The organism is Pseudomonas spartinae, assembly GCF_965197125.1.
Taxonomy (GTDB): Bacteria; Pseudomonadota; Gammaproteobacteria; order Pseudomonadales; family Pseudomonadaceae; genus Aquipseudomonas; species Aquipseudomonas composti_A.
The window spans coordinates 63,378-83,967 of sequence record NZ_CBDAMB010000005.1 but is presented as its reverse complement, the minus strand read 5'-3'; the positions used below and the strand labels follow the sequence as shown (position 1 = coordinate 83,967).

Below are 20,590 nucleotides of genomic sequence, written 5' to 3'. Positions count from 1 at the left end.
CGATAGACAAGGAGACACCATGCAGCCACTTCCCGCACCCGATCTCGACTACCTGCAGAAAGTCCTGCTGGAAATGCTCGCCATACCCAGCCCTACCGGTTTCACCGACACCATCGTGCGCTATGTCGCCGAGCGTCTGGAGGAGCTGGAAATCCCCTTCGAGCTGACCCGTCGCGGCACCATCCGCGCCACCCTGCGCGGGCGCCAGAGCGAATACGAGCGCTTCGACCGTGCCGTTTCCGTGCACCTGGACACCATTGGCGCCATCGTCCGCGAGATCAAGGACAACGGCCGCCTGGGCCTGGCCCCGGTGGGCTGCTGGTCGAGTCGCTTCGCCGAAGGCAGCCGCGTCAGCCTGTTCACCGACAACGGCGTGATCCGTGGCAGCGTGCTGCCGCTGATGGCCTCCGGGCATGCCTTCAACACCGCCGTCGATACCATGCCGGTGAGCTGGGATCACGTCGAACTGCGCCTGGACGCCTACTGCGCCACCCGCGCCGATTGCGACTCGCTGGGCGTTTGCGTCGGCGACTTCGTCGCCTTCGACCCGTTGCCGGAGTTCTCCGAAAGCGGTCATATCAGTGCCCGCCACCTGGACGACAAGGCCGGCGTCGCGGCCCTGCTGGCGTCACTCAAGGCGATTCGCGATCACGGCCTGCAACCGATGATCGACTGCCACCCGCTGTTCACCATCACCGAGGAGGTCGGCTCCGGCGCCGCCGCTGCCCTGCCCTGGGATGTCAGCGAGTTCGTCGGCATCGACATCGCCCCGGTCGCACCCGGCCAACAATCCAGCGAGCATGCCGTCAGCGTCGCCATGCAGGACTCCGGTGGTCCCTACGACTATCACCTGTCACGCCAGCTGCTGCGCCTGGCGGCCGAACAGGAAGTGCCGGCACGCCGTGATCTGTTCCGCTATTACCACAGCGACGCGCAATCGGCGGTCACTGCCGGTCATGACATTCGAACCGCGCTGCTGGCCTTCGGTTGCGATGCGACTCACGGCTATGAACGCACCCATATCGACAGCCTCAACGCCCTTAGCCGCCTGCTTACGGCGTACATGATGAGCCCACCGGTATTCGCCAGCGATGCGCAACCGGCGCAGGGCTCGCTGGAGCGCTTCAGCCATCAGCTGGAGCACGACGCGCAGATGGAAAGCGATACCCGTGTCCCACCCGTGGACAGCCTGGTAGGCCAACATGATCGGGAGACTTGAAGGCCTCCGCGCATAAGGGCAAAGTGACACGAAAGGACGACAGGGGAGCACCAGCTCCCCTTTTTCTGGCCTGCAGTCAGTGGCCAACCTTACAGGCCGTCGCCAAGCGACGTTGAACATGACACTCCGGCCATTTTCCATGGCCTTCTGAGGTTCACGGATGCCTCGCGTCTTTCTGGCTGTGTTGCTGTTCTGGCTCGCCTGCCCAAGTTGGGCCCTTACCCCTGCGCCGCTGAATAGCGACGACCTGCGCCTGTCCCTGGGCCCCTACACCGGCTATTACGAGGACGTGAACGGCACTCTCAGCGTCGAGCAGGTGCAGGCACTGGATGATGCCGCCTTCAAGGGGCTGAGCGGCGAACATGCCAACCTCGGCAAGAACGCATCGGTGTGGTGGTTCAAGGTTCGCCTGGTCAACGGCCTCAACCATCCACTGGGCGGCTATCTCGAAGTCAACTATCCGCTGCTCGATCATCTGCAGGTTCATCTGATCACCCCTCAGGGCAAACGTCTGGAACAGGAAAGCGGCGACAGCTTCGCCTTCTCCCAGCGGCCGGTACAGGTGCGTAATTTCTGGTTTCCCATGCAGCTGGAGCCCGGCGCCAGCACCCTGCTGGTCCGCGTGGAAACCACCAGCACGGTGTTCGTGCCGCTGTTCTTCGCCACCTACGGCGCCAGCGCGGCTGCGCAGGAAAACCTGATGGGCTTCAACGGCGCGTTCTATGGCGTGCTGTTCGCCATGTTCTGCTACAACCTGTTCCTCTATCTGTCACTACGTGAATCGGCCTACCTCTGGTACCTGGCCTACAACCTCAACGTCGGCCTGCTGGCAGCCTGCTTCGACGGCATGCTGTTCAAACTGCTGCCCGAGCACGTGGCCTTGCAGTCGGTCAGCATCTACATCCTGATGTATGTGCACTGCCTCACGGCCATCCAGTTCAGCCGCCATTTCCTGCACGCACGCCAGTATTTCCCGCGCCTGGACACCGGCCTGCGCCTGCTGATGCTGATCTGCGTCGGCTGCCTGCTGTCGGTGCCGCTGATCGGCTTCGCCGCCTGGAACATCCTGGCCAGCGTCACCGTCTCCGTGGTGTCGCTGATTCTGCTGCTCACAGGTATCTACATCTGGCGCCGGGGCGTGCGCTACGGCTCCTACTACACCCTGGCCTGGGCCATTCTGTTGTTCGCCTTCATCCAGGCCACCACCGGTTCGCTGGGCCTGGAGGTGTTCGGCGTATTCGGTGCCACGGTAGTGAAGATCGGCGTCACCATCGAGCTGATCACCCTGTCAATCGGCCTGGCCGACCGCATCAACCTGCTCAAGGAAGAAGGCTTCAAGTCGCGCCGCGCCGCCGAGCAGGCGGCGTTCGAAAGCCAGGCCAAGAGCCGTTTCCTGGCCAAGATGAGCCACGAGATCCGTACGCCGCTCAACGGCGTGCTGGGCATGCTGCAACTGTTGCGCGAAACCCGCCTGGATCGCAGCCAGCGTTTCTATGTCGACACCATCTCCAGCTCCGGCAGTTCGCTGATGGCTGTGATCAACGACATCCTCGACTACGCTCGCATCGAGTCCGGCAAGCTCAGCCTGGAGCAGATCGAGTTCGACCTGGAAGACATGATTTCCGAGACGCTCAGCCTGTTCACCGGCCAGGCGCTGGATAAGCGCCTGCGCCTTTACGTCAGCCTGGAGAACGGGGTGCCGCGGCGCATTCAGGGCGACCCGACACGGCTCAAGCAGATCCTGATGAACCTGCTCAGCAACGCCCTGAAATTCACCGCAGAAGGCCATGTGGCAGTCAGCGTCAGCCGTCGCAGCGACAGCCATGGCAATCCGCATCTGGTGTTCGCCGTCAGCGACAGTGGTATCGGCATCAGCGAGCAGGCCCTGGCGCAACTGTTCGAATCCTTCGCGCAAGGGGACTCCAGCACGACCCGTCGTTACGGCGGCAGCGGCCTGGGCCTGGCCATCAGCAAGGAGCTGGTGGAGATGATGGGCGGTAGAATCGAGGTGCAGAGCACCCTGGGCCAGGGCACTCGCTTCGCCTTCGACATAGCGCTGCTGGCCGAGCAGGATACGCCCGACGAGCTGGGCGGCCTGTTGGCCGGACGTACCGCCCTGCTCGCCTCTCTCGATGGCCTGGGGCTGGATGCCTTGAGCCGCTTGCTTGGGCGCTGGGGCATGCGCACCGAGCGCTGTCAAACGCCGGAGCGACTGCTGGATTATCTGGAGGACTTCACCGCACCGCCGCTGCTGGTGCTGATGGCGCCCTGGCCTGGCGGCGTCAGTCACTGGCTCGATTCACTCAGGCCCCAGCTGCAACCGCAACAACGCGTGCTACTGGTCTGTCCACCCGAGGCCTGCCAACATCTGCCAGCGCGCCACGGCCTGCGTTTGCAACACCTGGCCCAGCCAGTCGCGATCAACGCACTGCGGCAGGCCTTGAGCGAGCTGTACGAAGAACCCAGAGCACAGGTACATCAGTTGGTCAGAGAAATACGCAACGACAACAGCAGCGCCCCCTGCATCCTGGTGGCGGAGGACAACCCGGTGAACCAGCTGGTGGTTCAGGGCTTCTTGAAGAAACGTGGCTACAGCGTGCGCCTGGTAACCGACGGTCAGGCGGCCGTGCAGGAATACGGCCGCGACCCGGCTGCAGTGCATTTGATCCTGATGGATTGCGAGATGCCGGTGATGGACGGTTTCGAAGCCACGCGGCAGATCCGCCGCCTGGAACGCAGCCAGCAACTGGCCGCCGTGCCCATCATCGCGCTGACCGCGCATATCCTCGAAGAGCACCGCCAGCACGGCCTGGACGCCGGCATGGATGACTTTCTCGGTAAGCCGTTGGATAGCGGGCTGCTCTACAGCACACTGGAACGCCACCTCAAACGCACCAGCGACTTGCACTGAGCGCACTCGCAGCGCGGCGCCCTATGGCTCTATCATGGGCGCCCAACAGGCCGCTGAAAAACCCAGGCGACGACTGCATGAATGCAGGAGGCCAAAGCCGAGGTAGTTTTTCACCCGCCTGCTAACACTGGAGTCATACGTTGTGCTGATCCCCGCTGACCTGCTGCAAGCCGACACTCTCACTGCGCTGATCGAAGACTTCGTCACCCGCGACGGTACCGACAACGGCGATGAAACCCCGCTGGAAACCCGCGTGCAGCGCGTACGCCGCGCTCTGGACAAGGCCGAGGCGGTGATCGTTTTCGACCCTGACAGCCAGCAATGCCAACTGGCGATGAAGCGCGATGTGCCCAAGGAGTGGCTGGAGGCCTTGCAGCAATCGCTCAATGATTGACCGTATGCGCCAGCATCACCGATAGCTGACACAGCGGTCGACCACTCTCGGCCTGCCACTGGTTGAATGCCGCCTGCACTGCCGCCAGGTCTTTCAAGCTGGTCGGCGCCTTGTCGATGATGTCCTGCGCCTTGAGCGCGGCGACCATGTCATCGGTGGGGATGAAGGTGTCCTTGCCCACCATGCGCAGAAACCTCGGTGCTGACAGGCCGCCAAGCTGGCTACCGTGCTTGGCCAGGTACTTCCACAGACCGACGATGTCGCTGACCGGCCAATCGGCGATCAGCGCGCCAAAGCTTCCTTTCTCGCGGCGCACATCGAGGATGAACTGAGCGTTGCGCGGCACGCTCTTGAGCTTGCCCAGGTGGCGGATCAGCCGCGCATCCTGCATCAGGTTCTCCAGGCGCTCGCCGCCCATCAGCACCACCTTTTCCGGGTCGAAGCCGAAGAACACCTCCTCGAAAGCCGGCCACTTGGCGTCCACCAGGCTGTGTTTGAGGCCAGCGCGGAAGATGCGCAGGCTGATCAACGACAGGTAGCGGTCATCGCTCAACGCGCGCAGCTCGGCATCGCTGCGCGGCTGCGGCAGCATGGCCTCCAGCGCCTTGGCCGAGCCGAAGCGATTAAGGCAGAACTCGTGCAGCCACTTGTAATCACGCATGAATCGAATCCTTCATGAAACGGACGACGAAGCCTGCACGCAGATGCCCACCTCTCGCAAGACTCAAGCGCGCAAACGCTCAGCCGCCTGACGCAGCGCCAGCTCGGTACCACTCCAGCCCAGGCAGCCGTCGGTGATCGACACGCCGTAACGCAGCTCGCCGGAAAGCGCCTGGCAACCGTCGAACAGATGACTCTCCAGCATCACCCCACGCAGGCTGGCATCACCGGCCAGACGCTGCTCGATCACGCTGTCCAGTACGGCCGGCTGACGCAGCGGATCCTTGCCGCTGTTGGCGTGGCTGCAGTCGACCAGAATGCGCGGCTCGATGCCCTGACGCTGCAACGCCTCACGTGCGGCGGCAACACTGGCCGCATCATGGTTCGGCGCGCCATGACCACCGCGCAGCACCAGATGGGTGTCCGGGTTGCCAGCGGTGTGCAGCAGCGCCGGGTGGCCAAGATCGTCGATGCCGAAGTGCCGATGCGGATGCGCCGCCGAACGCATGGCATCGCAGGCGATGCCGACACTGCCGTCGGTGCCGTTCTTGAAGCCCACCGGCAGATCCAGGCCGCTGACCATCTCGCGGTGCACCTGCGACTCGCTGGTGCGCGCGCCAATCGCCGCCCAGCCGAGCAGATCATCGAAGTAACCGGCGGCCATCGGTTGCAGCAGCTCGGTGGCCAGCGGCAGGCCGCGTTCGAGGATGTCCAGCATCAGTTGCCGCGACTGGCGCAGGCCTTCGGCCATGTCACCACTGCCATCGAGATGCGGGTCGTACAACAGCCCTTTCCAGCCCACGGTCGTGCGCGGTTTTTCCACGTAGGCGCGCATCACCAGCAGCAGTTGGTCATCGACCTGTGGCGCCAGCTCGGCCAGGCGCTCGCCGTATTCGAGGGCCGAGGTGCGGTCGTGCAGGGAACAGGGGCCGACCACCACCAGCAGGCGCGGGTCACGGCCATCGAGCACGGCGCGAATGGCGTCGCGGTCGGCGGCGATACGTTCGGCAAGTGCCGCAGACAGTGGCAGGCGTTGGCGTAGTAAGGCGGGACTGGGCAGCGGTTGAGCACTGCGGCGGGCGATGGAGGTGACGGTGGATGCGAGTTGAGCGGAGCTGTTCATGATCTGGCGGTTCCTTGGCCGGCGCGGTCTGCGCCGCGCGGCGCTAACTGAGTGTTCGTTGCAAAGGTGTCAGGGCGGTGGTGACGCTGCTAAATCGCCAGTCATAGCGGTAGTTGCGGTAATAACGGTTCATCTGTGAATCCTCGGTCTGTGGCCGTTTTCGGCCGGAAAAAACAAAACCCCCGGTCGGGTTGCCGACCGGGGGTTTTCTGGAAAACGTCTCTGGTGGCGACCCTGGTGTCTCAGGCCGCCTGTGGGTATCAGGCGCGCCTGTGGCTAAACCAATACCCAAAGAAATAATACGCCGCCGCCACGCACACCTGCGCACGCGCCAACGCGGCGCGCGAGGCACCGGCTTGCAGCATGGACAGAAGATTGAGACTGGTGGACATGGCATTCTCCAAAGCGATGGCCGAACCATACTCCAGGCCTTTGCGGCCTGGCAAGCGTCGCGGTTAAAGCCCCTCCCACGGTTCGTGCAGGGCGTAGGGTGGATGTCGCCTTTTACATCCACCAATCCCCATACCGGTGGATCGGTGAAGCTTGATCCACCCTACAGGCTCATCACATCGAGAAAGCGCGGCGTGGCGCTGTCGTCGATCTTCAGGCTCTTGAAGTCGAACAGGTTGCGGTCGGCCAGCTGCGAGGGGTGCACGTTCTGCAGCGCACGGAACATGATCTCGACCCGGCCCGGGCTCTTGCGCTCCCACTCCTGCAGCATCTCCTTGACCACCTGGCGCTGCAGGTTCTCCTGCGAGCCGCAGAGGTTGCACGGGATGATGGGGAATTCCTTGAGCTGGCTGTAAGCCTCGATATCGGCCTCGGCGCAGTAGGCCAGCGGGCGGATCACCACGTTACGGCCGTCATCGGACAGCAGCTTGGGCGGCATGGCCTTGAGCGTGCCACCGTAGAACATGTTGAGGAAGAAGGTTTCCAGAATGTCGTCGCGGTGATGCCCCAGCGCCATCTTGGTCGCGCCGATCTCGTCGGCGTATGTGTACAGCGTGCCACGACGCAGACGCGAACACAGCGAGCAGGTGGTCTTGCCCTCGGGGATCTTTTCCTTCACCACCGAGTAGGTGTCCTTCTCGATGATGTGATACGGCACGCCGAGGGCTTCGAGATAGGCCGGCAGCACGTGCTCGGGGAAGCCGGGCTGCTTCTGGTCCATGTTCACCGCAACGATCTCGAACTTGATCGGCGCCACCTTCTGCAGATACAGCAGCACGTCGAGCATGGTGTAGCTGTCCTTGCCGCCGGACAGGCAGACCATCACCTTGTCGCCATCCTCGATCATGTTGAAATCGGTGATGGCTTCGCCGGCCAGGCGGCGAATGCGCTTCTGCAGTTTGTTCTGGTTGACCGAGAGGGTGCCCATGGTGCGTCGAAATCCGAGGGAGTGGGAACGAAAGCGCGACATTTTACGCACAATGGCGTCTCGCCCCTACCCCACCAGCAACGAAATGCTAGGCTCGGCCGATGAATGACGACCTAAACCCCACTCATGACCTCGCCGAGCAGGTGCTGCAATTGCTGCAAGCCGCTCCCGAGGGGCTTGCCGAATACGCGCTGATCCAGCAGCTGAAGGAGCGCCACAGCGGCCACATCCCCAATTTGCCGCTGGCCGACAAGCTGGTGCTGTTTCGCACGCATTTCCTGCTGTTCAACGCCCTGTATCGCCTGCGCGACCAACTCTGGCAACAACGCACGCACCTGCTGCAGATCAGCCCGCTGAGCATCCGCTTGCTGCCTTACCAGCCAGGCAGCGCGGCGCTCAGCGAGCGTGACGAACTGCGCGACTACTACCTGGACATGCGCAACCTGCAAGACACCGACGAGCGTGACGTCGAACGCCTGCTGACCAGCTTCTGGACGCGCATGCAAGGCGGCGAAGAGAAGCAGGCGGCGCTCGAACTGTTCGAACTGAGCGATGAACAGCTGCTCGATCTGCCCCGTATCAAGCAGCGCTACCGACAGATGGTCAGCGAGCACCATCCGGACCGAGGCGGCAGCACAGAGCGGTTGCAGTCGATCAATCTGGCCATGGAAATTCTGGAGCGCTATTACCGCTAGGCCCGAGAGAGCGATTTGCTCTAAAGCCAGACACCACGCCTGCTCCAGGGCCTGCCTATACTGCGACATAAGGTCGCATAGATTCGGCCTGACACCCGGTAGCGCTGTACACGCGCGCCGGGCGTCCGCTGGGGGGCGACCGTCATAAGAATGAGGAGGTGTCTGGCATGATCCACCACGTTTGGGGGCTCTTCACCCATCCCGACCAAGAATGGCAAGAAATCCGTGGCGAGGAAGAATCCATCAGTCACATGTACCTGACCCATGTACTGGTTCTCGCAGCGGTTCCCGCAATTTCAGCCTACATCGGCACCACCCAGGTTGGCTGGGCCATTGGTGACCGAGCACCTGTAATGCTCACCGAAGGCAGTGCGGTGGTGATGACCATCATGTCCTACCTGGCGATGCTCGCTGGCGTGGCCGTGATGGGCGCTTTCATCCACTGGATGGCGCGCACCTACGATGCCAATCCCAACCTGACCCAGTGCGTGGTATTCGCGGCCTATACCGCCACCCCGCTGTTCATCGGCGGCCTGGCAGCGCTATATCCACACCTGTGGCTGGGGATGGTCGTCGGCACGGTGGCGATCTGCTACACCGTCTACCTGCTCTATGTCGGTATACCGACCTTCATGAACATCCCCGAGGACGAGGGCTTCATGTTCTCCAGCTCGGTGCTGGCAGTTGGTCTGGTGGTACTGGTGGCGATGATCGCCAGCTCGGTGATCCTCTGGGGCATGGGGGTCGGTCCGGTCTACACCAGCTAACGCTGACGCGCGTCGACCGGAAGGGCCGGCAGCGATGTCGGCCCTTTTTGCATGTGGGCAACCATTCGTCGGCCGGGAAGACGGTGCGGCCCGAAGGTCAGGGCAACTTCCCCGTATCCCTGACGCTTGCGGCATAATCCCCCGTCGAACCGCAGCCGCTACCTGCCATGCCCGAACAGATTCATGCCCGCGTCGAAGCCTGCTACCAACAGGCCGAGGCCTTCTTCAAGCAACGCTTTGCCCGCCCCGAGGTCAGCTTCAAGCTGCGCGGGCAGAAGGCGGGCGTCGCCCACCTGACGGAAAACAAGCTGCGCTTCAATCTGCAGCTGTACCAAGCCAATCATGAGGACTTCCTGCGCCAGACAGTGCCGCACGAAGTCGCCCACATGATCGCCCACCAGCTATTCGGTCCGCGCATTCAGCCACATGGCGAGGAGTGGCAATTGATCATGCGCGGCGTTTACGAATTGCCCCCGCATCGCTGCCACAGCTATGAAGTCGAACGACGCGAGGTCAAGCGCTTCATCTACCGCTGCAGCTGCCCCGATGGAGAGTTCCCCTTCTCCGCCCAGCGCCACGCCTTGGTCGCCAAGGGCCGTCGCTATTACTGCCGACGCTGCAAGGTGACGCTGACCTTCACTGGGGAGCAGCGTCAGGCGTGATGCGCTGCGCGCAGGCAGCGAGAGCGGCGCCTAGGGCTCGAAAGACTCCAACCAGCGGGTACGTGCTTGCGCCTGCTGCGCGTGGCACTCCGACTCCCAGAACCCGGTCCAGGGCGATCCTTGCACTCGGCTGCGAGCGTACAGGCTGCAATCCTGCTCACGGAGCTTGATCCACAGGCGCTGGGCGTCCCGTAGTTCATTGGCGAGCGCCGGATCATACTGCTTGAGCGAGGCCATCACGCGCTCGTAGGTATCCTGCAGCCTTTGCTCGGCGGCCTTCCAGGCCGGTCCCTGACACATGAAAGCCGCCATGGCGCTACCCTGCTGGCACGGATCGTCTGGGTCCTCAGCAGCCTGCACTGGCATCAGGGCAACGGCCAATCCCGCCGCCAAGATCCATCCCGCGATGCCTGGCACCCTCCCTGCGACTCCCTTCATACATGACGCTCCACCGCGACAAAGGCGCCCATCCTAAGCCGGCCCCATAGCGGGTTCAACCGAACACCCGGGCCTCGCGTAGCGCCGCAATTCGCTCGGTGTCATAACCCAGCTCCGCCAGCACTTCGGCGGTATGCGCACCAACTGCCGTGCCGACATGCCGTGGAGGCGGCAAGCCTGCGGAGAACTTCAGCGGGCAGGCTAATTGCGACTGCGCCGGCAAACCCTCGCGCGGCACTTCGACGACCAGCCCACGGGCCTTGACCTGCGGATGTTCGACCGCCTCGGAAAGCGCCAGCATGGGTTCGACGCAGGCATCCAGTTCAGCGAAGATCGCGCACCATTCGGCGAAATCGCGTCTCTCGAACTCGATCTCGAGTTCGCGCTTGAGCGCCTGCTGATCCCCGGGCGTCTGCGACAGCCCCCGCGCCGCCAGCTCGGGGCGACCAAGGGCGGCGCAGAACTGCTGCATGAACTGCGGCTCCAGGCTGCCCACGGAGAACCAGCGACCGTCACGGGTGCGGTAGTAGTCGTAGAAGCTGCCACCATTGAGCGCCTGGTTTTCCATCTGCGGCTCGACTCCGGCACCGAGATAGCCCGCCCCGGACATACCATGCAGGCTGAAGGCGCAATCGGTCATGCTCACATCGACCTGCTGACCCAAACCGCTGACCTGGCGCTGCACCACAGCGGCGAGCAAGCCGATCACGCCATGCAGCGAGCCGCCCGCCAGGTCGGCCAATTGCACGCCGAGGGGCAGCGGGCCACTGTCGCGACGCCCGGTGTAGCTGGCGATGCCGGCCAGCGCCAGGTAGTTGATGTCGTGTCCGGCACGGTCACGATAAGGTCCGCTCTGCCCGTAGCCGGTGATCGAGACATAGATCAGCCGTGGGTTGATCGCCTTGAGCGCCTCATAGCCGACACCCAGCTTATCCATCACACCGGGTCGAAACTGTTCGAGCACGATGTCGTACTCACTGACCAGTTGCTTGACCACCTCCACCGCTGCCGGCCGCTTGAGGTCGAGGGCGATGCTGCGCTTGTTGCGGTTGAGATAGGCATGGCTGGTGGAGACGCCGCCATCGTGCGGTGGCAGCTCGCGCACCAGGTCCATGCGAGTGGGCGACTCCACCCGCAGCACCTCGGCGCCCATATCCGCCAGCAGCAGTGACGCGAACGGCCCTGGCAGCAGCGTGGAAAAATCGAGAATCTTCAGCGATGACAAAGGACCGGACATGGCGACTCCAGATTGCAAAGAATGACGTAGCGCCGATCAGCCCGCCCCCAGACCGTCGACCTGGCACCAGCGGCAGTCATGCAGGACGCCCTTGACCGCCGGCAGCTGGTTGAAACACGTGTGAGGCCGTTGCAGGGCCTGGGCCAGGCATCTTCTTGTTATTGGATTTCTCCAGGTCATCGGGGTGTAAGCGTTATGACGATAGACCTCGATGGCGCAACCGTGCGCAAACCTACAACTTCATTGCGCGACTGATGATCTCCTTCATGATTTCCGAGGTGCCGGCGAAGATCCGCTGAATCCGCGCATTCGCGTACATCTTGCAGATCGGGTATTCCCACATGTAGCCCCAGCCGCCGTGTAGCTGCACGCCCTCGTCCACCACCTTGCCGAGCAGTTCGGTGGTGAACAGCTTGGCCTCGGCGGCCACCTCCGGGGTGAGCTTCTTCTGGTTGTGATCCATCACGCAGCGGTCGGTGAACACCTGAGCCACATCGATCTGCGTACGCATCTCCGCGAGTTTGAAGCGAGTGTTCTGAAAGTGCGCCACCGAGCGGCCGAAGGCCTGGCGCTCCTTGACGTACTCGATGGTGGTCTGCAGCGCCGCCTCGGCGCCGGCCACCGCACCACAGGCATTGGTCAGACGCTCCTGGGCGAGCATGTTCATCAGGTAGAAGAAGCCACCCTTGGCGTCGCCCAGCAGGTTTTCCTTGGGCACCCTGACCTCGTTGAAGAACAGCTCGGCGGTGTCCTGGCTGTGCATGCCAAGTTTCTTCAACTTCTTGCCGCGCTCGAAACCCGGCATGCCGCGCTCCACCAGGAACAGGCCCATGGCGTGCTTGTTGGCTGGATCGGTCTTGGCCGCAACGATCACCACATCGGCCAGATAGCCATTGGAGATGAATACCTTGGAACCGTTGAGCAGCCAGTGATCGCCCTTGTCCACTGCCGTGGTGCGCATGCCGGCCAGGTCCGAGCCTGCCGCAGGCTCGGTCATGGCCACGGCGAGGATGGTCTCACCGCTGATGATGCCTGGCATGAACCGCGCTTTCTGCTCAGCATTGCCGTATTCGGCGATATAGGGCCCACACAGCGCCGAGTGCAACGGAATCATGAAACCGGGCTCATTGATGCGCGCCAACTCCTCGCACATGATCTGCTCGTAGCGAAAATCCTTGAGCCCCGCGCCGCCATATTCCTCATCCGCCCAAGGCAACAGAAACCCCATCTCGCCAGCCTTGCGCCACACGCTGCGATCCACCATGCCGGCCTCTTCCCAGGCCTGCTGATGGGGCACCACTTCCTTCTGCAAAAACGTCGCGAAGGCATCGCGGAACAGGTTGTGCTCGGTGTCGAAATGGTTGCGTTGCATGAGGCGGGTCCTCCGCTGTTGTTATGGCGCTGAGGTTAAGTGCCACGCCTACCTCCCTCAATGACCCATACGCTCAGCCTCGCTTGACCCAATCGCTCGGCTGGCTTGCCGTGGCCGAGAGCAACTGCCTACCATCGACCTCCCTCGACAGCGGAAGCCCAGCATGCGCGAACGCACCATCGCCAGCCACTTCGTCCGCGCCGCCTTGCGCGGTGCCAATCGCCGCGGCCTGGCCTGCGAGGCGATTCTGCGTCAGGCCGGCATTCAGCCCGCCGTACTGGTCGAGCCGCGCGCGCGCATCGCCCCCGAGCAGTTCGCCCGACTGATGCAGCTGTTGTGGGAAACACTGGACGACGAGTACCTGGGTTTCGGCCGTCAGCCGAGCAGACCCGGCACCTTCGCCATGATGGGCCACGCCATCATCCACTGCCACAACCTGGAAAAAGCCCTGAGCCGCGGCGCGATGTTCTATGGACTGTTCGCCGATGCACCGAGAATCCGCCTGCAACGCGAAGGCGACTGGGCACGACTGAGCGTGGACGACAGCACGCTGTGGGACCCGGACCATTTTCTGCTGGAGAGCCTGCTGGTGATCTGGCATCGCCTCGGCAGCTGGCTGATCGGCCAGCGTATCCGCCTGGAAGAAGCGAGCTTCGCCTACCCCGAACCCGAGCACGCCGCCGAGTACGAACTGCTGTTCCCCTGCAGCCGCCGTTTTGCTGCCGGGCAGACCAGCCTGCTGTTTCACGCGCGCTACCTGACGATGCCGTTACTGCAGGACGAACGCACCCTCAAGCAGTTCCTCCAGCACTCCCCTGCCGACCTGCTGGCGCGGCCCGACGGCGGCGACAGTTTGATCAGCCAGATTCGTCGCCTGCTCGGTCGCGACTGCCGCACCTGGCCCGACCTGGAACACACGGCCCAGCAACTGCACACCAGCCCACAGACGCTGCGTCGCCACCTGCGTGAAGAAGGCACCAGTTTTCAGGAACTCAAGGACCACCTGCGCCGCGACCTCGCCATCTACCACCTGGGCCGCGACGAGCTGGCGATTCAGGATATCGCCGAGCAGCTCGGCTTCTCCGAACCCTCGGCCTTTCACCGCGCCTTCAAGAAATGGACAGGGCTGACGCCGGGGGCCTATCGAGCTCAGGAAGGATGAAGTTAGTGCCGTTGCGGCTCAGTCGTACAAACGCACCCTGAAGCAGGCGCCGCCCAACTCGGAGTCTTCCAGGCTCAGCTCGCCGTCGTAGCTTTCGACGATATCTTCGACCACCGCCAGGCCGATGCCCTGCCCCGGATTCTGCACGTCCAGACGCTCGCCGCGCTGCAGCACCCGCGCACGCTGATGCGGTGGCACGCCAGGACCGTCGTCTTCGATGGTGATCAGGCAACCGCCGACCTGAGGCTGCAGCCTGACGCGCACATGACGCAGGCAAAGGCGGTAGGCGTTCTCCAGCAGGTTGCCGAGCAGCTCCATCAACGCGCCACGCTCCATGGTGATCTGGCTGTGCTCGGGCACTTCCAGCGTCGCTTCCACGCGCTTGTCGCGATAGACCTTGTCCAGCGAACGGCACAAGCCTTCGAGCAGCGGCCAGACCTGCTCACGATGACGCACCAGGCCGCTGCGACGCAGGCTGGCGCGCTGCAGTTGGTAGCCAACCTGCTGGCTCATGCGCTCGATCTGCGCCTGCATCAGCTGCGCCTGCTCGCGATTCTCCGAGTGCACGGCGAGGGTTTCACCGATGCCCTGCAGCACGCTGAGTGGCGTTTTCAGGCTATGGGCGAGATCTTCCAGCGAATCGCGATAACGCTCGCGCTGACGCCGCTCGCTGTCGAGCAAGCGGTTGAGGGAGTTGGTCAGGCGCAGCAGTTCGCGTGGATGCTCGTCACTCAGGCGCTGCCGAGTGCCTGCCTCCACACCGTCGAGTTCGTCGCTAAGACCGCGCAGGCTGCGAAAGCCCCAGGTCAGGCCAAACCAGAGCAGGCCCAGCAACACCAGCAAGGCGATACCCAGCCACAAGCGCAGCTGCCAGGCAAAGCCGTTGAACAGCCCCTGGTACTCGCGCGTGGGCTGCATGGTGACGATGCTCAGGGCGGTTTCATCACCCCGCAGCAGATCCACCTCGATGTCATACACGAAGTATTCCTGGCCGCCGTCATCGCGAATGCGGATGAACTCGTGGCCACGACCATCGTAGCGCGGCAGGTAGCGCACCAGCTCGTCGGTGGACGAGCGCGAACGCCAGATCATCTGCCCGTCACGGTCGAAGATGAAACCCAGCAGGTGTGAATCGAGGTTGTCGAATTCCTCGTCCGGCATCTTGTCCGGCATATGCAGCTGGCCGTCATGGATGCGCGCAGCAGAAATCAACGCGGCCGCATCGGAGGCCAGACGCTTCTCCACGGTCTGCTCCAGGGCCATGAGAAACACACCCTGCAACACCGGCATCAGCAACAGCATGAACAGCATCGCCAGCGCTGCGCTGGCCAGCATCAGGCGCAGGCGCAACGAGCGAAAACGCATGCGCAGCTTGCGCAGAACCACGCGCGCTCGGCTCACTTGCAGCGCTCGTTGAACATGTAGCCCTGGCCGCGCACGGTTTCAATCGGCTTGCCGCCGATCACCCCTTCGAGCTTGCGGCGCAGACGACCGACCAGTACCTCGATGACGTTGGGGTCGCGCTCGTCATCGCCTGGGTAGAGTTGCTCCATCAGGCGCTCCTTGGCCACCACCTGCTGGTGATGCAGCATGAGGTACTCGAGGATGCGGTATTCATAAGCGGTCAGTTGCAACGATTGCTCGTCTACCGTGGCCTGCTTGCGGTTGAGATCCAGCACCAGCGAACCGGCCTCGATGGTCGACTTGGTGAACCCGGAGGAACGGCGCAGCAACGCGTTCAGGCGCGCTTCCAGCTCTTCGAACTGGAACGGCTTTACCACGTAATCGTCGGCACCACAGGAGAGGCCTTCGACCTTGTCCTGCCAGTTGCCACGCGCGGTGAGGATAAGAATCGGAAAGTTCTTGTCCTGGCTGCGCAGTTGACGGATCAGGTCGATACCGCTCATGCCAGGCAGACCAAGGTCGACCAGGGCCAGATCATGATTGAAGGACTCAGCGCGATACAGTGCTTCTTCGGCGGTGCGTACGGCATCCACCACGTGCCCGTTTTCGCTGAGGCGAGTGAACAGATGGTGACGCAGCAGCGCCTCATCCTCCACCACCAGCAATTTCATGAGACTCCCCCTTTCAATAGTACGAAGGCCGGACTGATGCCCGGCCCGGTAACGCGAAGCCCTCGTTAGAAGGCAAAGTTGGCGCCAAGGTAGAGCTGCGAACTGCTGTGCAGATCCAGCGACCCGGCCTTGCCTGCACCCTGCGGTGCCATTTCTGTGCTGGCGTTGGTACGCAGGTAACGATAGCCGGCTTCGATCGATGTATTGCTGTTCAGTTCCTGCAGGATACCGGCCTGCAGACCCGCGGCAAATCCGATGTCGCTGTCGCGGGAAAAGCCGCGGCTTTCCTGCTCGAGCTTGACCAGACCGGCGGTTACACCACCGAACAGCTTGGTGTTGTTGTCCCCCAGCGGTACGAACATGTCGTAGCTGCCGAGAAGGTTCTGCTGACGCAGCTTGTAGCCATTGTGACTGTCCGAGACATTCTCATAAGTCGCGTAATAGCGACCATCGGCGCTTTTCTGGCCGGCACGGAGGCCCCAGGTACCCTCGCCGTTGATCACCTTGTCCAACTTGGGATTGCCGAGATTGGCATTCAGCGCGTTGGACTTCTGAATGTTGTTGTCAGTCTGCCCCCAGGTCAGCCCAAGGAAATTGTCGTTGGCCTGGGCAGCGCTTGTGCCCAGCGCCAGGCAGCTTGCCAATGCAATACGGTTCAGGGTGATTTTCATTGAATCCTTCCTCTCGTTGCAGTTTTGATCAACTCGGCAACGAGTCTGCGGGAAGACTACTGAATACCCGCTGAATCCTCCTTGAACCTGCACTGAACGGCTGGCGAACAGCCTAAATACGCCGTACCAGAGCCCCTGCGACAACGAACAACGAAGCCAGAACGGCCAGCAGCGCCAGCCAGCCGGCGTGCTCCCAGACATACCCTCCCACGTAGCCCACCAGGCTGGAGCCGAGGTAATAGGCACACAGGTACAGTGCCGAGGCCTGCGCCTTGGCCCCTTGCGCATGGATACCGACCTGCCCGCTGGCAACCGCATGGGCGGCGAAGAACCCCAGGGTGAACAGTGCCAGACCGATTACCGCCGAACTCAACCAGGGCATCGCACACAGCGCCACCCCCAGCAGCATCAGCCCGATACCGCCGTGCAGGACCTGACGTGCGCCGAAACGCGGGACCAGACGCCCAGCCCAACCAGCGCTGAAGATACCCAGCAGGTAGACGGTGAACAGCAGGCCGATTACCGTCGCCGACAGATTGAATGGCGCACTCGCCAGGCGAAAGCCGACGTAATTGAACATGGCAACGAAGCCGCCCATGAGCAGGAACGCCAGGGCGAACAGCACGCGCAGTCGCGGGTTGCTCAGGTGCTGGGCGAAGTTGCGCAGCAAGCCAGGCACGGAAAGCGCCTGCGCGGTGAAATGCCGCGACGGCGGCAACAGCCAGAGGAACAGCCCCAGCGCCAGCAGACCGAGCCCGGCAATGCCGCCAAGGGCCCAGGGCCAACCGCCCAGGTCACTGAGCAGGCCCGCCAGCAGACGCCCGAGCAACCCACCCAGCGCCGTACCGCCGATGTAGAGGCCCATGGCGGCCGGCAGCGCTTCGGGATCGAACTCCTCGCCAACGTAGGCCATGGCCAACGCAGGCAAACCGCTCAGAGCCAAACCCAACAGCGCCCGTAGAAACAGCAGGCTGCCCCACTCCTCCACCAGTGCGCAGGCGATCCCCAGTATCGCCGCCAGCCCCAGCGCCGCAGCCATCACCGGCTTGCGCCCCCAGCTCTCGGCCAGCGCGCCGGATACCAGCAGGCACAGCGCCAGGCTCAAGGTGGTCAGCGACAGCGCCAGACTGCTGCTGGCAGCAGAAACCTGAAAGTGCGCCGCCAATAGCGGGAGCAGCGGCTGCACGCAGTAGAGCATGGCGAAAGTGGCGAAGCCGGCGCAGAACAACGCCAGAGTGGCGCGCCGGTAACCGGCGCTGCCGCGGGTGAGATGGGTAGCGGACATCAGGCAGACTCATGAAGCACGGCGCAGGTTCGGCCGGAGCAAAAGCTTAGCATGCTACCTATTGATGCGACCGCCCACCGCAGTGGTTTTCGTCGTCTCTCTACTGGCCGCGCAAGCGCTTGAGGTGCTCCTGCAGCCCTGCGGAGGTCTGCTCGCCCACCAGGCGTTCGCGCAGTTTGCCGTCAGCATCGACGATGTAGGTCACCGGCAACACATCGTTGTGCGGCAGCTCGAAGCGCGCCGCCGGGTCCTGCGCCAGCACGGTGAAACGGATGTCGAAGCTGTCCGCCGCCCGCTTGAGGTCCTCGCCCTGCAAGGCATCGAAGTTGACGCCGATCACACGCGCCGACTGGTTTTTCAGTTTTTCCTCGAGCGCGTTGAGCTCGGGAATTTCCGTGCGGCACGGCGCGCACCACTCGGCCCAATAATTAATGACCAGCCACTGGCCATCCAGGCTGTCAGCCGTTACCTTTCGTCCATGCTGATCAGGGCCGAAATCTTCGGCACAAGCCGTCAGCAGCAGACCGGCGCAGATACCCAAAACAGCCTTGCCGACATTCCGGAGCCCTAAGCCCATGTACTCGATCCTCGTCCACTCGGGGTTGATATGACGCTGGATGCCCTGCGCCTGGAAGTACCGGACATCCGCGAGGACAACAGCGTATCGCCAGCGGAGGTCGCCCAGCGACTCGCGGCAGCTCGCCACCTGGAGCCCGAACATGGCCTGCAACAAGTGCTCGGCCTGTTGTTTTCGCTCAATCGCAGCGGCCTGACCTTACTGGAAAGGCAGCGTGCGCTGCAAAATTTCAGTGACGAGTATCGTCATTACGCCAGCCTTGCCATTCACCAGCACTCGCCGAGCGCGCTGTTCGTGCGCCTGTGCGGCGAGCTGGCGACTGGTTTCAAGCGCCTGCTGCTGCAAATCCTGCAAGGTCGCCAGCCGTCGCTGCCGCACCTGGCCTGGTGCCTGTACATGGCCCAGCATTTTCTCGCCCAGCAGTTGCTGCGCCACTACCAGCTATATCAGGAGCCACCGGCGGCACTGTGGCGCGACAGCCACCTGCTGTACTGGATCGGCGAGCACCAGCAGTGCCTGGACGAGCCAGTGGCTGCCGCCTTCGAGCCGAAGCCGGCCAGCGACCTGCGCGGGCTGTACCAGCAGATGTTGCTGCTGGCATTGAGCAATCCCTTCCACCTTGACGAAGGCGAATGCCTGACGCTGTTCGGTGCACTGGCTCCACTAGCTGGGCTGGCCAGGCTGCAAGCCTGGGACGAGGAGGACGAAAGCGAAGGCCCGATAGTCGACCTCAGCGAATCGCAGGCCTGCCTGGGCTTCGAGCAACCGGTGGAAGGCGAAGCGGCCAATCTGCGTCGCTTCGAACTGGGTGCGTTGCTGATCGCCCTGCACGAACCGGCCCCCCTGCAAAGTGCCCAGGAACGCCAGTTGCTCGAACGCGTACGCCAGCACTGGCTGGGACGCCAGCAACGTCGCCATGAGCGCGCCGAGCTGGACGGGCAATGCAGCCTGGTGGTTGGCCTGCCCGCCATCCATGCGCAACTGCTGGACAAGCTGCCGCAGCGTACCGAGGCGCAGTTGCTCGATGCCAGCCCAGGCGGCGCGCGCCTGCTGTGCAACGCCGACGAAGGTGGGCAACTGCAGGTAGGGCAACTGGTCCTGCTGCTCACCAACGGCACGCCGACGCTCGCCCTGGTACGCTGGCGCCACCTCAATACCGAAGGCCTGCATCTGGGATTGCGCTACCTCAAAGGCCTGCCACGGCCGGTGTGGCTGCGCCGTGCGCCCAATGCCCAGACTCACCCGGGTGTGCTGCAGAGCACCCCCGCTCCGGGTAATGGCTGGCACCACGGCCTATGGCTGCCCAATGGCCAGTTCACCTACGGCGAACATCTCTGGCTGCAGCTCGCCAGCGTAAATAACCAGGCGATCCTGCCGCTGCCCGAGAGCAACCTGCAGACCTCATCGGTGAGCCGCCATCCTCTGCGTCTGGCCTGATATGCGAAACTGCGACCCCAATCACGCGCTCTGTCTGCCGAGTGCACAGTTTCACCAGCAGGTGGCTGCTTATAATTCCTGGCACTGAAGTCTCACCAGCCTGGAACTCCACCATGTCCCATGTGCAAGACAAGCTGATTGGCTCCGTGCCCTCGCGCATCGTCGACGTCGCTCGCCTGCTGGTAACGCCCTACGAGGGCCGTGTGGCCGAATACAACGTCGCTACCTGGCTGCAATTGCCCGGCCTGGCCAACCTGCCGGTATCGCTGCTGATCAGCTATCGCGACGGTGACAAACGCCGCGAAGTCAGTGTCGACCACGGCAAGGTCAATGCCCATGGCAAGATCCTGCTCTCCGGCATCGCGCGCATGCCGGTGCGGCATAAAATCGAAGACATGCAGGTACGCCTGCGCTCGGCGGTGCCGGCGCAGAGCCTGGTAGTCGAGGAATTCTTCGTGCAGGCCGTCGAACTGTCCAACAGCGAGAGCCTGCAGGCCATGGCCTGAACCTCAACGGCAACGAAGACC

21 protein-coding genes are annotated in these 20,590 nt (G+C 63.1%); 9 read left to right on the top strand and 12 right to left on the bottom strand.

Features of this window, described 5'->3' with window-relative positions:
- Positions 1 to 19 precede the first annotated feature (19 nt).
- From ACN8M7_RS13230 to ACN8M7_RS13220, 3 genes are all read left to right on the top strand, one after another.
- The gene (locus ACN8M7_RS13230; protein ID WP_061238075.1) at positions 20 to 1,219 is read left to right on the top strand and encodes an osmoprotectant NAGGN system M42 family peptidase; all 1,200 of its coding nucleotides are present in this window, start codon (positions 20 to 22) and stop codon (positions 1,217 to 1,219) included.
- A 160-nt stretch (positions 1,220 to 1,379) separates the two neighbouring features.
- Positions 1,380 to 4,130 carry a hybrid sensor histidine kinase/response regulator gene (locus ACN8M7_RS13225; RefSeq protein ID WP_490261051.1) on the top strand — a complete coding sequence of 917 codons (2,751 nt, stop codon included), beginning with the start codon at positions 1,380 to 1,382 and terminating at the stop codon, positions 4,128 to 4,130.
- Positions 4,131 to 4,272: 142 nt separating this feature from the next.
- Positions 4,273 to 4,524: a YheU family protein gene (locus ACN8M7_RS13220; protein WP_061238077.1), complete on the top strand. Its 252-nt coding sequence runs from the start codon at positions 4,273 to 4,275 to the stop codon at positions 4,522 to 4,524.
- Here the strand turns inward: ACN8M7_RS13220 and ACN8M7_RS13215 are convergent.
- From ACN8M7_RS13215 to ttcA, 4 genes are all read right to left on the bottom strand, one after another.
- Complete coding sequence (locus tag ACN8M7_RS13215) at positions 4,514 to 5,185, bottom strand: DNA-3-methyladenine glycosylase I (RefSeq protein WP_490261050.1); 672 nt, start codon at positions 5,183 to 5,185, stop codon at positions 4,514 to 4,516. The genes ACN8M7_RS13220 and ACN8M7_RS13215 overlap by 11 nt on opposite strands.
- Positions 5,186 to 5,248: 63 nt before the next feature.
- Complete coding sequence (locus tag ACN8M7_RS13210) at positions 5,249 to 6,307, bottom strand: 3-deoxy-7-phosphoheptulonate synthase (RefSeq protein WP_490261049.1); 1,059 nt, start codon at positions 6,305 to 6,307, stop codon at positions 5,249 to 5,251.
- Positions 6,308 to 6,567: 260 nt separating this feature from the next.
- The gene (locus ACN8M7_RS13205; RefSeq protein ID WP_490261048.1) at positions 6,568 to 6,699 is read right to left on the bottom strand and encodes a hypothetical protein; all 132 of its coding nucleotides are present in this window, start codon (positions 6,697 to 6,699) and stop codon (positions 6,568 to 6,570) included.
- Positions 6,700 to 6,860: 161 nt separating this feature from the next.
- Entirely contained in the window at positions 6,861 to 7,685 is an 825-nt protein-coding gene (ttcA, locus tag ACN8M7_RS13200; protein WP_061238079.1) for a tRNA 2-thiocytidine(32) synthetase TtcA, read from the bottom strand.
- Positions 7,686 to 7,786: 101 nt separating this feature from the next.
- Here ttcA and ACN8M7_RS13195 point away from each other — a divergent pair, with 101 nt between their 5' ends.
- The 3 genes from ACN8M7_RS13195 (at position 7,787) to ACN8M7_RS13185 (ending at position 9,809) form a co-directional block, all read left to right on the top strand.
- Positions 7,787 to 8,380 (top strand): DNA-J related domain-containing protein, encoded by a 594-nt coding sequence (locus tag ACN8M7_RS13195; RefSeq protein ID WP_490261047.1) that lies wholly within the window; start codon positions 7,787 to 7,789, stop codon positions 8,378 to 8,380.
- A 167-nt stretch (positions 8,381 to 8,547) separates the two neighbouring features.
- Positions 8,548 to 9,147 carry a Yip1 family protein gene (locus ACN8M7_RS13190; RefSeq protein ID WP_490261046.1) on the top strand — a complete coding sequence of 200 codons (600 nt, stop codon included), beginning with the start codon at positions 8,548 to 8,550 and terminating at the stop codon, positions 9,145 to 9,147.
- A 167-nt stretch (positions 9,148 to 9,314) separates the two neighbouring features.
- The gene (locus ACN8M7_RS13185) at positions 9,315 to 9,809 is read left to right on the top strand and encodes a SprT family zinc-dependent metalloprotease (RefSeq protein ID WP_490261045.1); all 495 of its coding nucleotides are present in this window, start codon (positions 9,315 to 9,317) and stop codon (positions 9,807 to 9,809) included.
- A 30-nt stretch (positions 9,810 to 9,839) separates the two neighbouring features.
- Here the strand turns inward: ACN8M7_RS13185 and ACN8M7_RS13180 are convergent, their stop codons facing one another.
- The 3 genes from ACN8M7_RS13180 to ACN8M7_RS13170 all read right to left on the bottom strand — a co-directional run bounded on the left by ACN8M7_RS13180 (position 9,840) and on the right by ACN8M7_RS13170 (position 12,856).
- A complete protein-coding gene (locus ACN8M7_RS13180; protein ID WP_231740105.1) occupies positions 9,840 to 10,121 on the bottom strand; it encodes a lysozyme inhibitor LprI family protein in 282 nt (93 codons plus the stop codon).
- A 181-nt stretch (positions 10,122 to 10,302) separates the two neighbouring features.
- Positions 10,303 to 11,484: a CaiB/BaiF CoA transferase family protein gene (locus ACN8M7_RS13175; RefSeq protein WP_490261044.1), complete on the bottom strand. Its 1,182-nt coding sequence runs from the start codon at positions 11,482 to 11,484 to the stop codon at positions 10,303 to 10,305.
- 232 nt (positions 11,485 to 11,716) lie between these two features.
- Positions 11,717 to 12,856 carry an acyl-CoA dehydrogenase family protein gene (locus ACN8M7_RS13170; protein ID WP_490261043.1) on the bottom strand — a complete coding sequence of 380 codons (1,140 nt, stop codon included), beginning with the start codon at positions 12,854 to 12,856 and terminating at the stop codon, positions 11,717 to 11,719.
- Positions 12,857 to 13,019: 163 nt separating this feature from the next.
- Here ACN8M7_RS13170 and ACN8M7_RS13165 point away from each other — a divergent pair, with 163 nt between their 5' ends.
- On the top strand, positions 13,020 to 14,018 hold the full coding sequence (locus ACN8M7_RS13165; RefSeq protein ID WP_490261042.1) for an AraC family transcriptional regulator: 999 nt from the start codon (positions 13,020 to 13,022) through the stop codon (positions 14,016 to 14,018).
- An 18-nt stretch (positions 14,019 to 14,036) separates the two neighbouring features.
- On the opposite strand, the gene ACN8M7_RS13160 is transcribed toward ACN8M7_RS13165, so the two are convergent.
- The 5 genes from ACN8M7_RS13160 to ACN8M7_RS13140 all read right to left on the bottom strand — a co-directional run bounded on the left by ACN8M7_RS13160 (position 14,037) and on the right by ACN8M7_RS13140 (position 18,626).
- Positions 14,037 to 15,419: an ATP-binding protein gene (locus tag ACN8M7_RS13160; protein WP_490261041.1), complete on the bottom strand. Its 1,383-nt coding sequence runs from the start codon at positions 15,417 to 15,419 to the stop codon at positions 14,037 to 14,039.
- Complete coding sequence (locus ACN8M7_RS13155) at positions 15,416 to 16,093, bottom strand: response regulator transcription factor (RefSeq protein WP_061238088.1); 678 nt, start codon at positions 16,091 to 16,093, stop codon at positions 15,416 to 15,418. Before ACN8M7_RS13155 ends, ACN8M7_RS13160 begins: the two co-directional genes overlap by 4 nt.
- Positions 16,094 to 16,158: 65 nt before the next feature.
- Positions 16,159 to 16,764: an outer membrane beta-barrel protein gene (locus ACN8M7_RS13150; RefSeq protein ID WP_061238089.1), complete on the bottom strand. Its 606-nt coding sequence runs from the start codon at positions 16,762 to 16,764 to the stop codon at positions 16,159 to 16,161.
- Between the two features lie 112 nt (positions 16,765 to 16,876).
- Entirely contained in the window at positions 16,877 to 18,049 is a 1,173-nt protein-coding gene (locus tag ACN8M7_RS13145; protein ID WP_490261040.1) for an MFS transporter, read from the bottom strand.
- Positions 18,050 to 18,149: 100 nt separating this feature from the next.
- Positions 18,150 to 18,626: a TlpA disulfide reductase family protein gene (locus tag ACN8M7_RS13140; protein ID WP_061238091.1), complete on the bottom strand. Its 477-nt coding sequence runs from the start codon at positions 18,624 to 18,626 to the stop codon at positions 18,150 to 18,152.
- Between the two features lie 30 nt (positions 18,627 to 18,656).
- Between ACN8M7_RS13140 and ACN8M7_RS13135 the strand changes: the two genes are divergently transcribed.
- Positions 18,657 to 20,063, top strand: a complete 1,407-nt coding sequence (locus ACN8M7_RS13135) for a cyclic-di-GMP receptor FimW-related protein (RefSeq protein ID WP_061238092.1) — start codon at positions 18,657 to 18,659, stop codon at positions 20,061 to 20,063.
- Between the two features lie 113 nt (positions 20,064 to 20,176).
- A complete protein-coding gene (locus ACN8M7_RS13130) occupies positions 20,177 to 20,569 on the top strand; it encodes a hypothetical protein (protein WP_490261039.1) in 393 nt (130 codons plus the stop codon).
- Positions 20,570 to 20,590 lie beyond the last annotated feature (21 nt).

Bases quoted from the DNA above. Each gene is read 5' to 3' on its own strand.
- ACN8M7_RS13230 (WP_061238075.1), top strand. From the start codon at position 20: ATGCAGCCACTTCCCGCACCCGATCTCGACTACCTGCAGAAAGTCCTG.
- ACN8M7_RS13225 (WP_490261051.1), top strand. From the start codon at position 1,380: ATGCCTCGCGTCTTTCTGGCTGTGTTGCTGTTCTGGCTCGCCTGCCCA.
- ACN8M7_RS13215 (WP_490261050.1), bottom strand. From the start codon at position 5,185: ATGCGTGATTACAAGTGGCTGCACGAGTTCTGCCTTAATCGCTTCGGC.
- ACN8M7_RS13210 (WP_490261049.1), bottom strand. From the start codon at position 6,307: ATGAACAGCTCCGCTCAACTCGCATCCACCGTCACCTCCATCGCCCGC.
- ACN8M7_RS13205 (WP_490261048.1), bottom strand. From the start codon at position 6,699: ATGTCCACCAGTCTCAATCTTCTGTCCATGCTGCAAGCCGGTGCCTCG.
- ttcA (WP_061238079.1), bottom strand. From the start codon at position 7,685: ATGGGCACCCTCTCGGTCAACCAGAACAAACTGCAGAAGCGCATTCGC.
- ACN8M7_RS13195 (WP_490261047.1), top strand. From the start codon at position 7,787: ATGAATGACGACCTAAACCCCACTCATGACCTCGCCGAGCAGGTGCTG.
- ACN8M7_RS13190 (WP_490261046.1), top strand. From the start codon at position 8,548: ATGATCCACCACGTTTGGGGGCTCTTCACCCATCCCGACCAAGAATGG.
- ACN8M7_RS13185 (WP_490261045.1), top strand. From the start codon at position 9,315: ATGCCCGAACAGATTCATGCCCGCGTCGAAGCCTGCTACCAACAGGCC.
- ACN8M7_RS13180 (WP_231740105.1), bottom strand. From the start codon at position 10,121: ATGGCGGCTTTCATGTGTCAGGGACCGGCCTGGAAGGCCGCCGAGCAA.
- ACN8M7_RS13175 (WP_490261044.1), bottom strand. From the start codon at position 11,484: ATGTCCGGTCCTTTGTCATCGCTGAAGATTCTCGATTTTTCCACGCTG.
- ACN8M7_RS13170 (WP_490261043.1), bottom strand. From the start codon at position 12,856: ATGCAACGCAACCATTTCGACACCGAGCACAACCTGTTCCGCGATGCC.
- ACN8M7_RS13165 (WP_490261042.1), top strand. From the start codon at position 13,020: ATGCGCGAACGCACCATCGCCAGCCACTTCGTCCGCGCCGCCTTGCGC.
- ACN8M7_RS13155 (WP_061238088.1), bottom strand. From the start codon at position 16,093: ATGAAATTGCTGGTGGTGGAGGATGAGGCGCTGCTGCGTCACCATCTG.
- ACN8M7_RS13150 (WP_061238089.1), bottom strand. From the start codon at position 16,764: ATGAAAATCACCCTGAACCGTATTGCATTGGCAAGCTGCCTGGCGCTG.
- ACN8M7_RS13145 (WP_490261040.1), bottom strand. From the start codon at position 18,049: ATGTCCGCTACCCATCTCACCCGCGGCAGCGCCGGTTACCGGCGCGCC.
- ACN8M7_RS13140 (WP_061238091.1), bottom strand. From the start codon at position 18,626: ATGGGCTTAGGGCTCCGGAATGTCGGCAAGGCTGTTTTGGGTATCTGC.
- ACN8M7_RS13135 (WP_061238092.1), top strand. From the start codon at position 18,657: ATGACGCTGGATGCCCTGCGCCTGGAAGTACCGGACATCCGCGAGGAC.
- ACN8M7_RS13130 (WP_490261039.1), top strand. From the start codon at position 20,177: ATGTCCCATGTGCAAGACAAGCTGATTGGCTCCGTGCCCTCGCGCATC.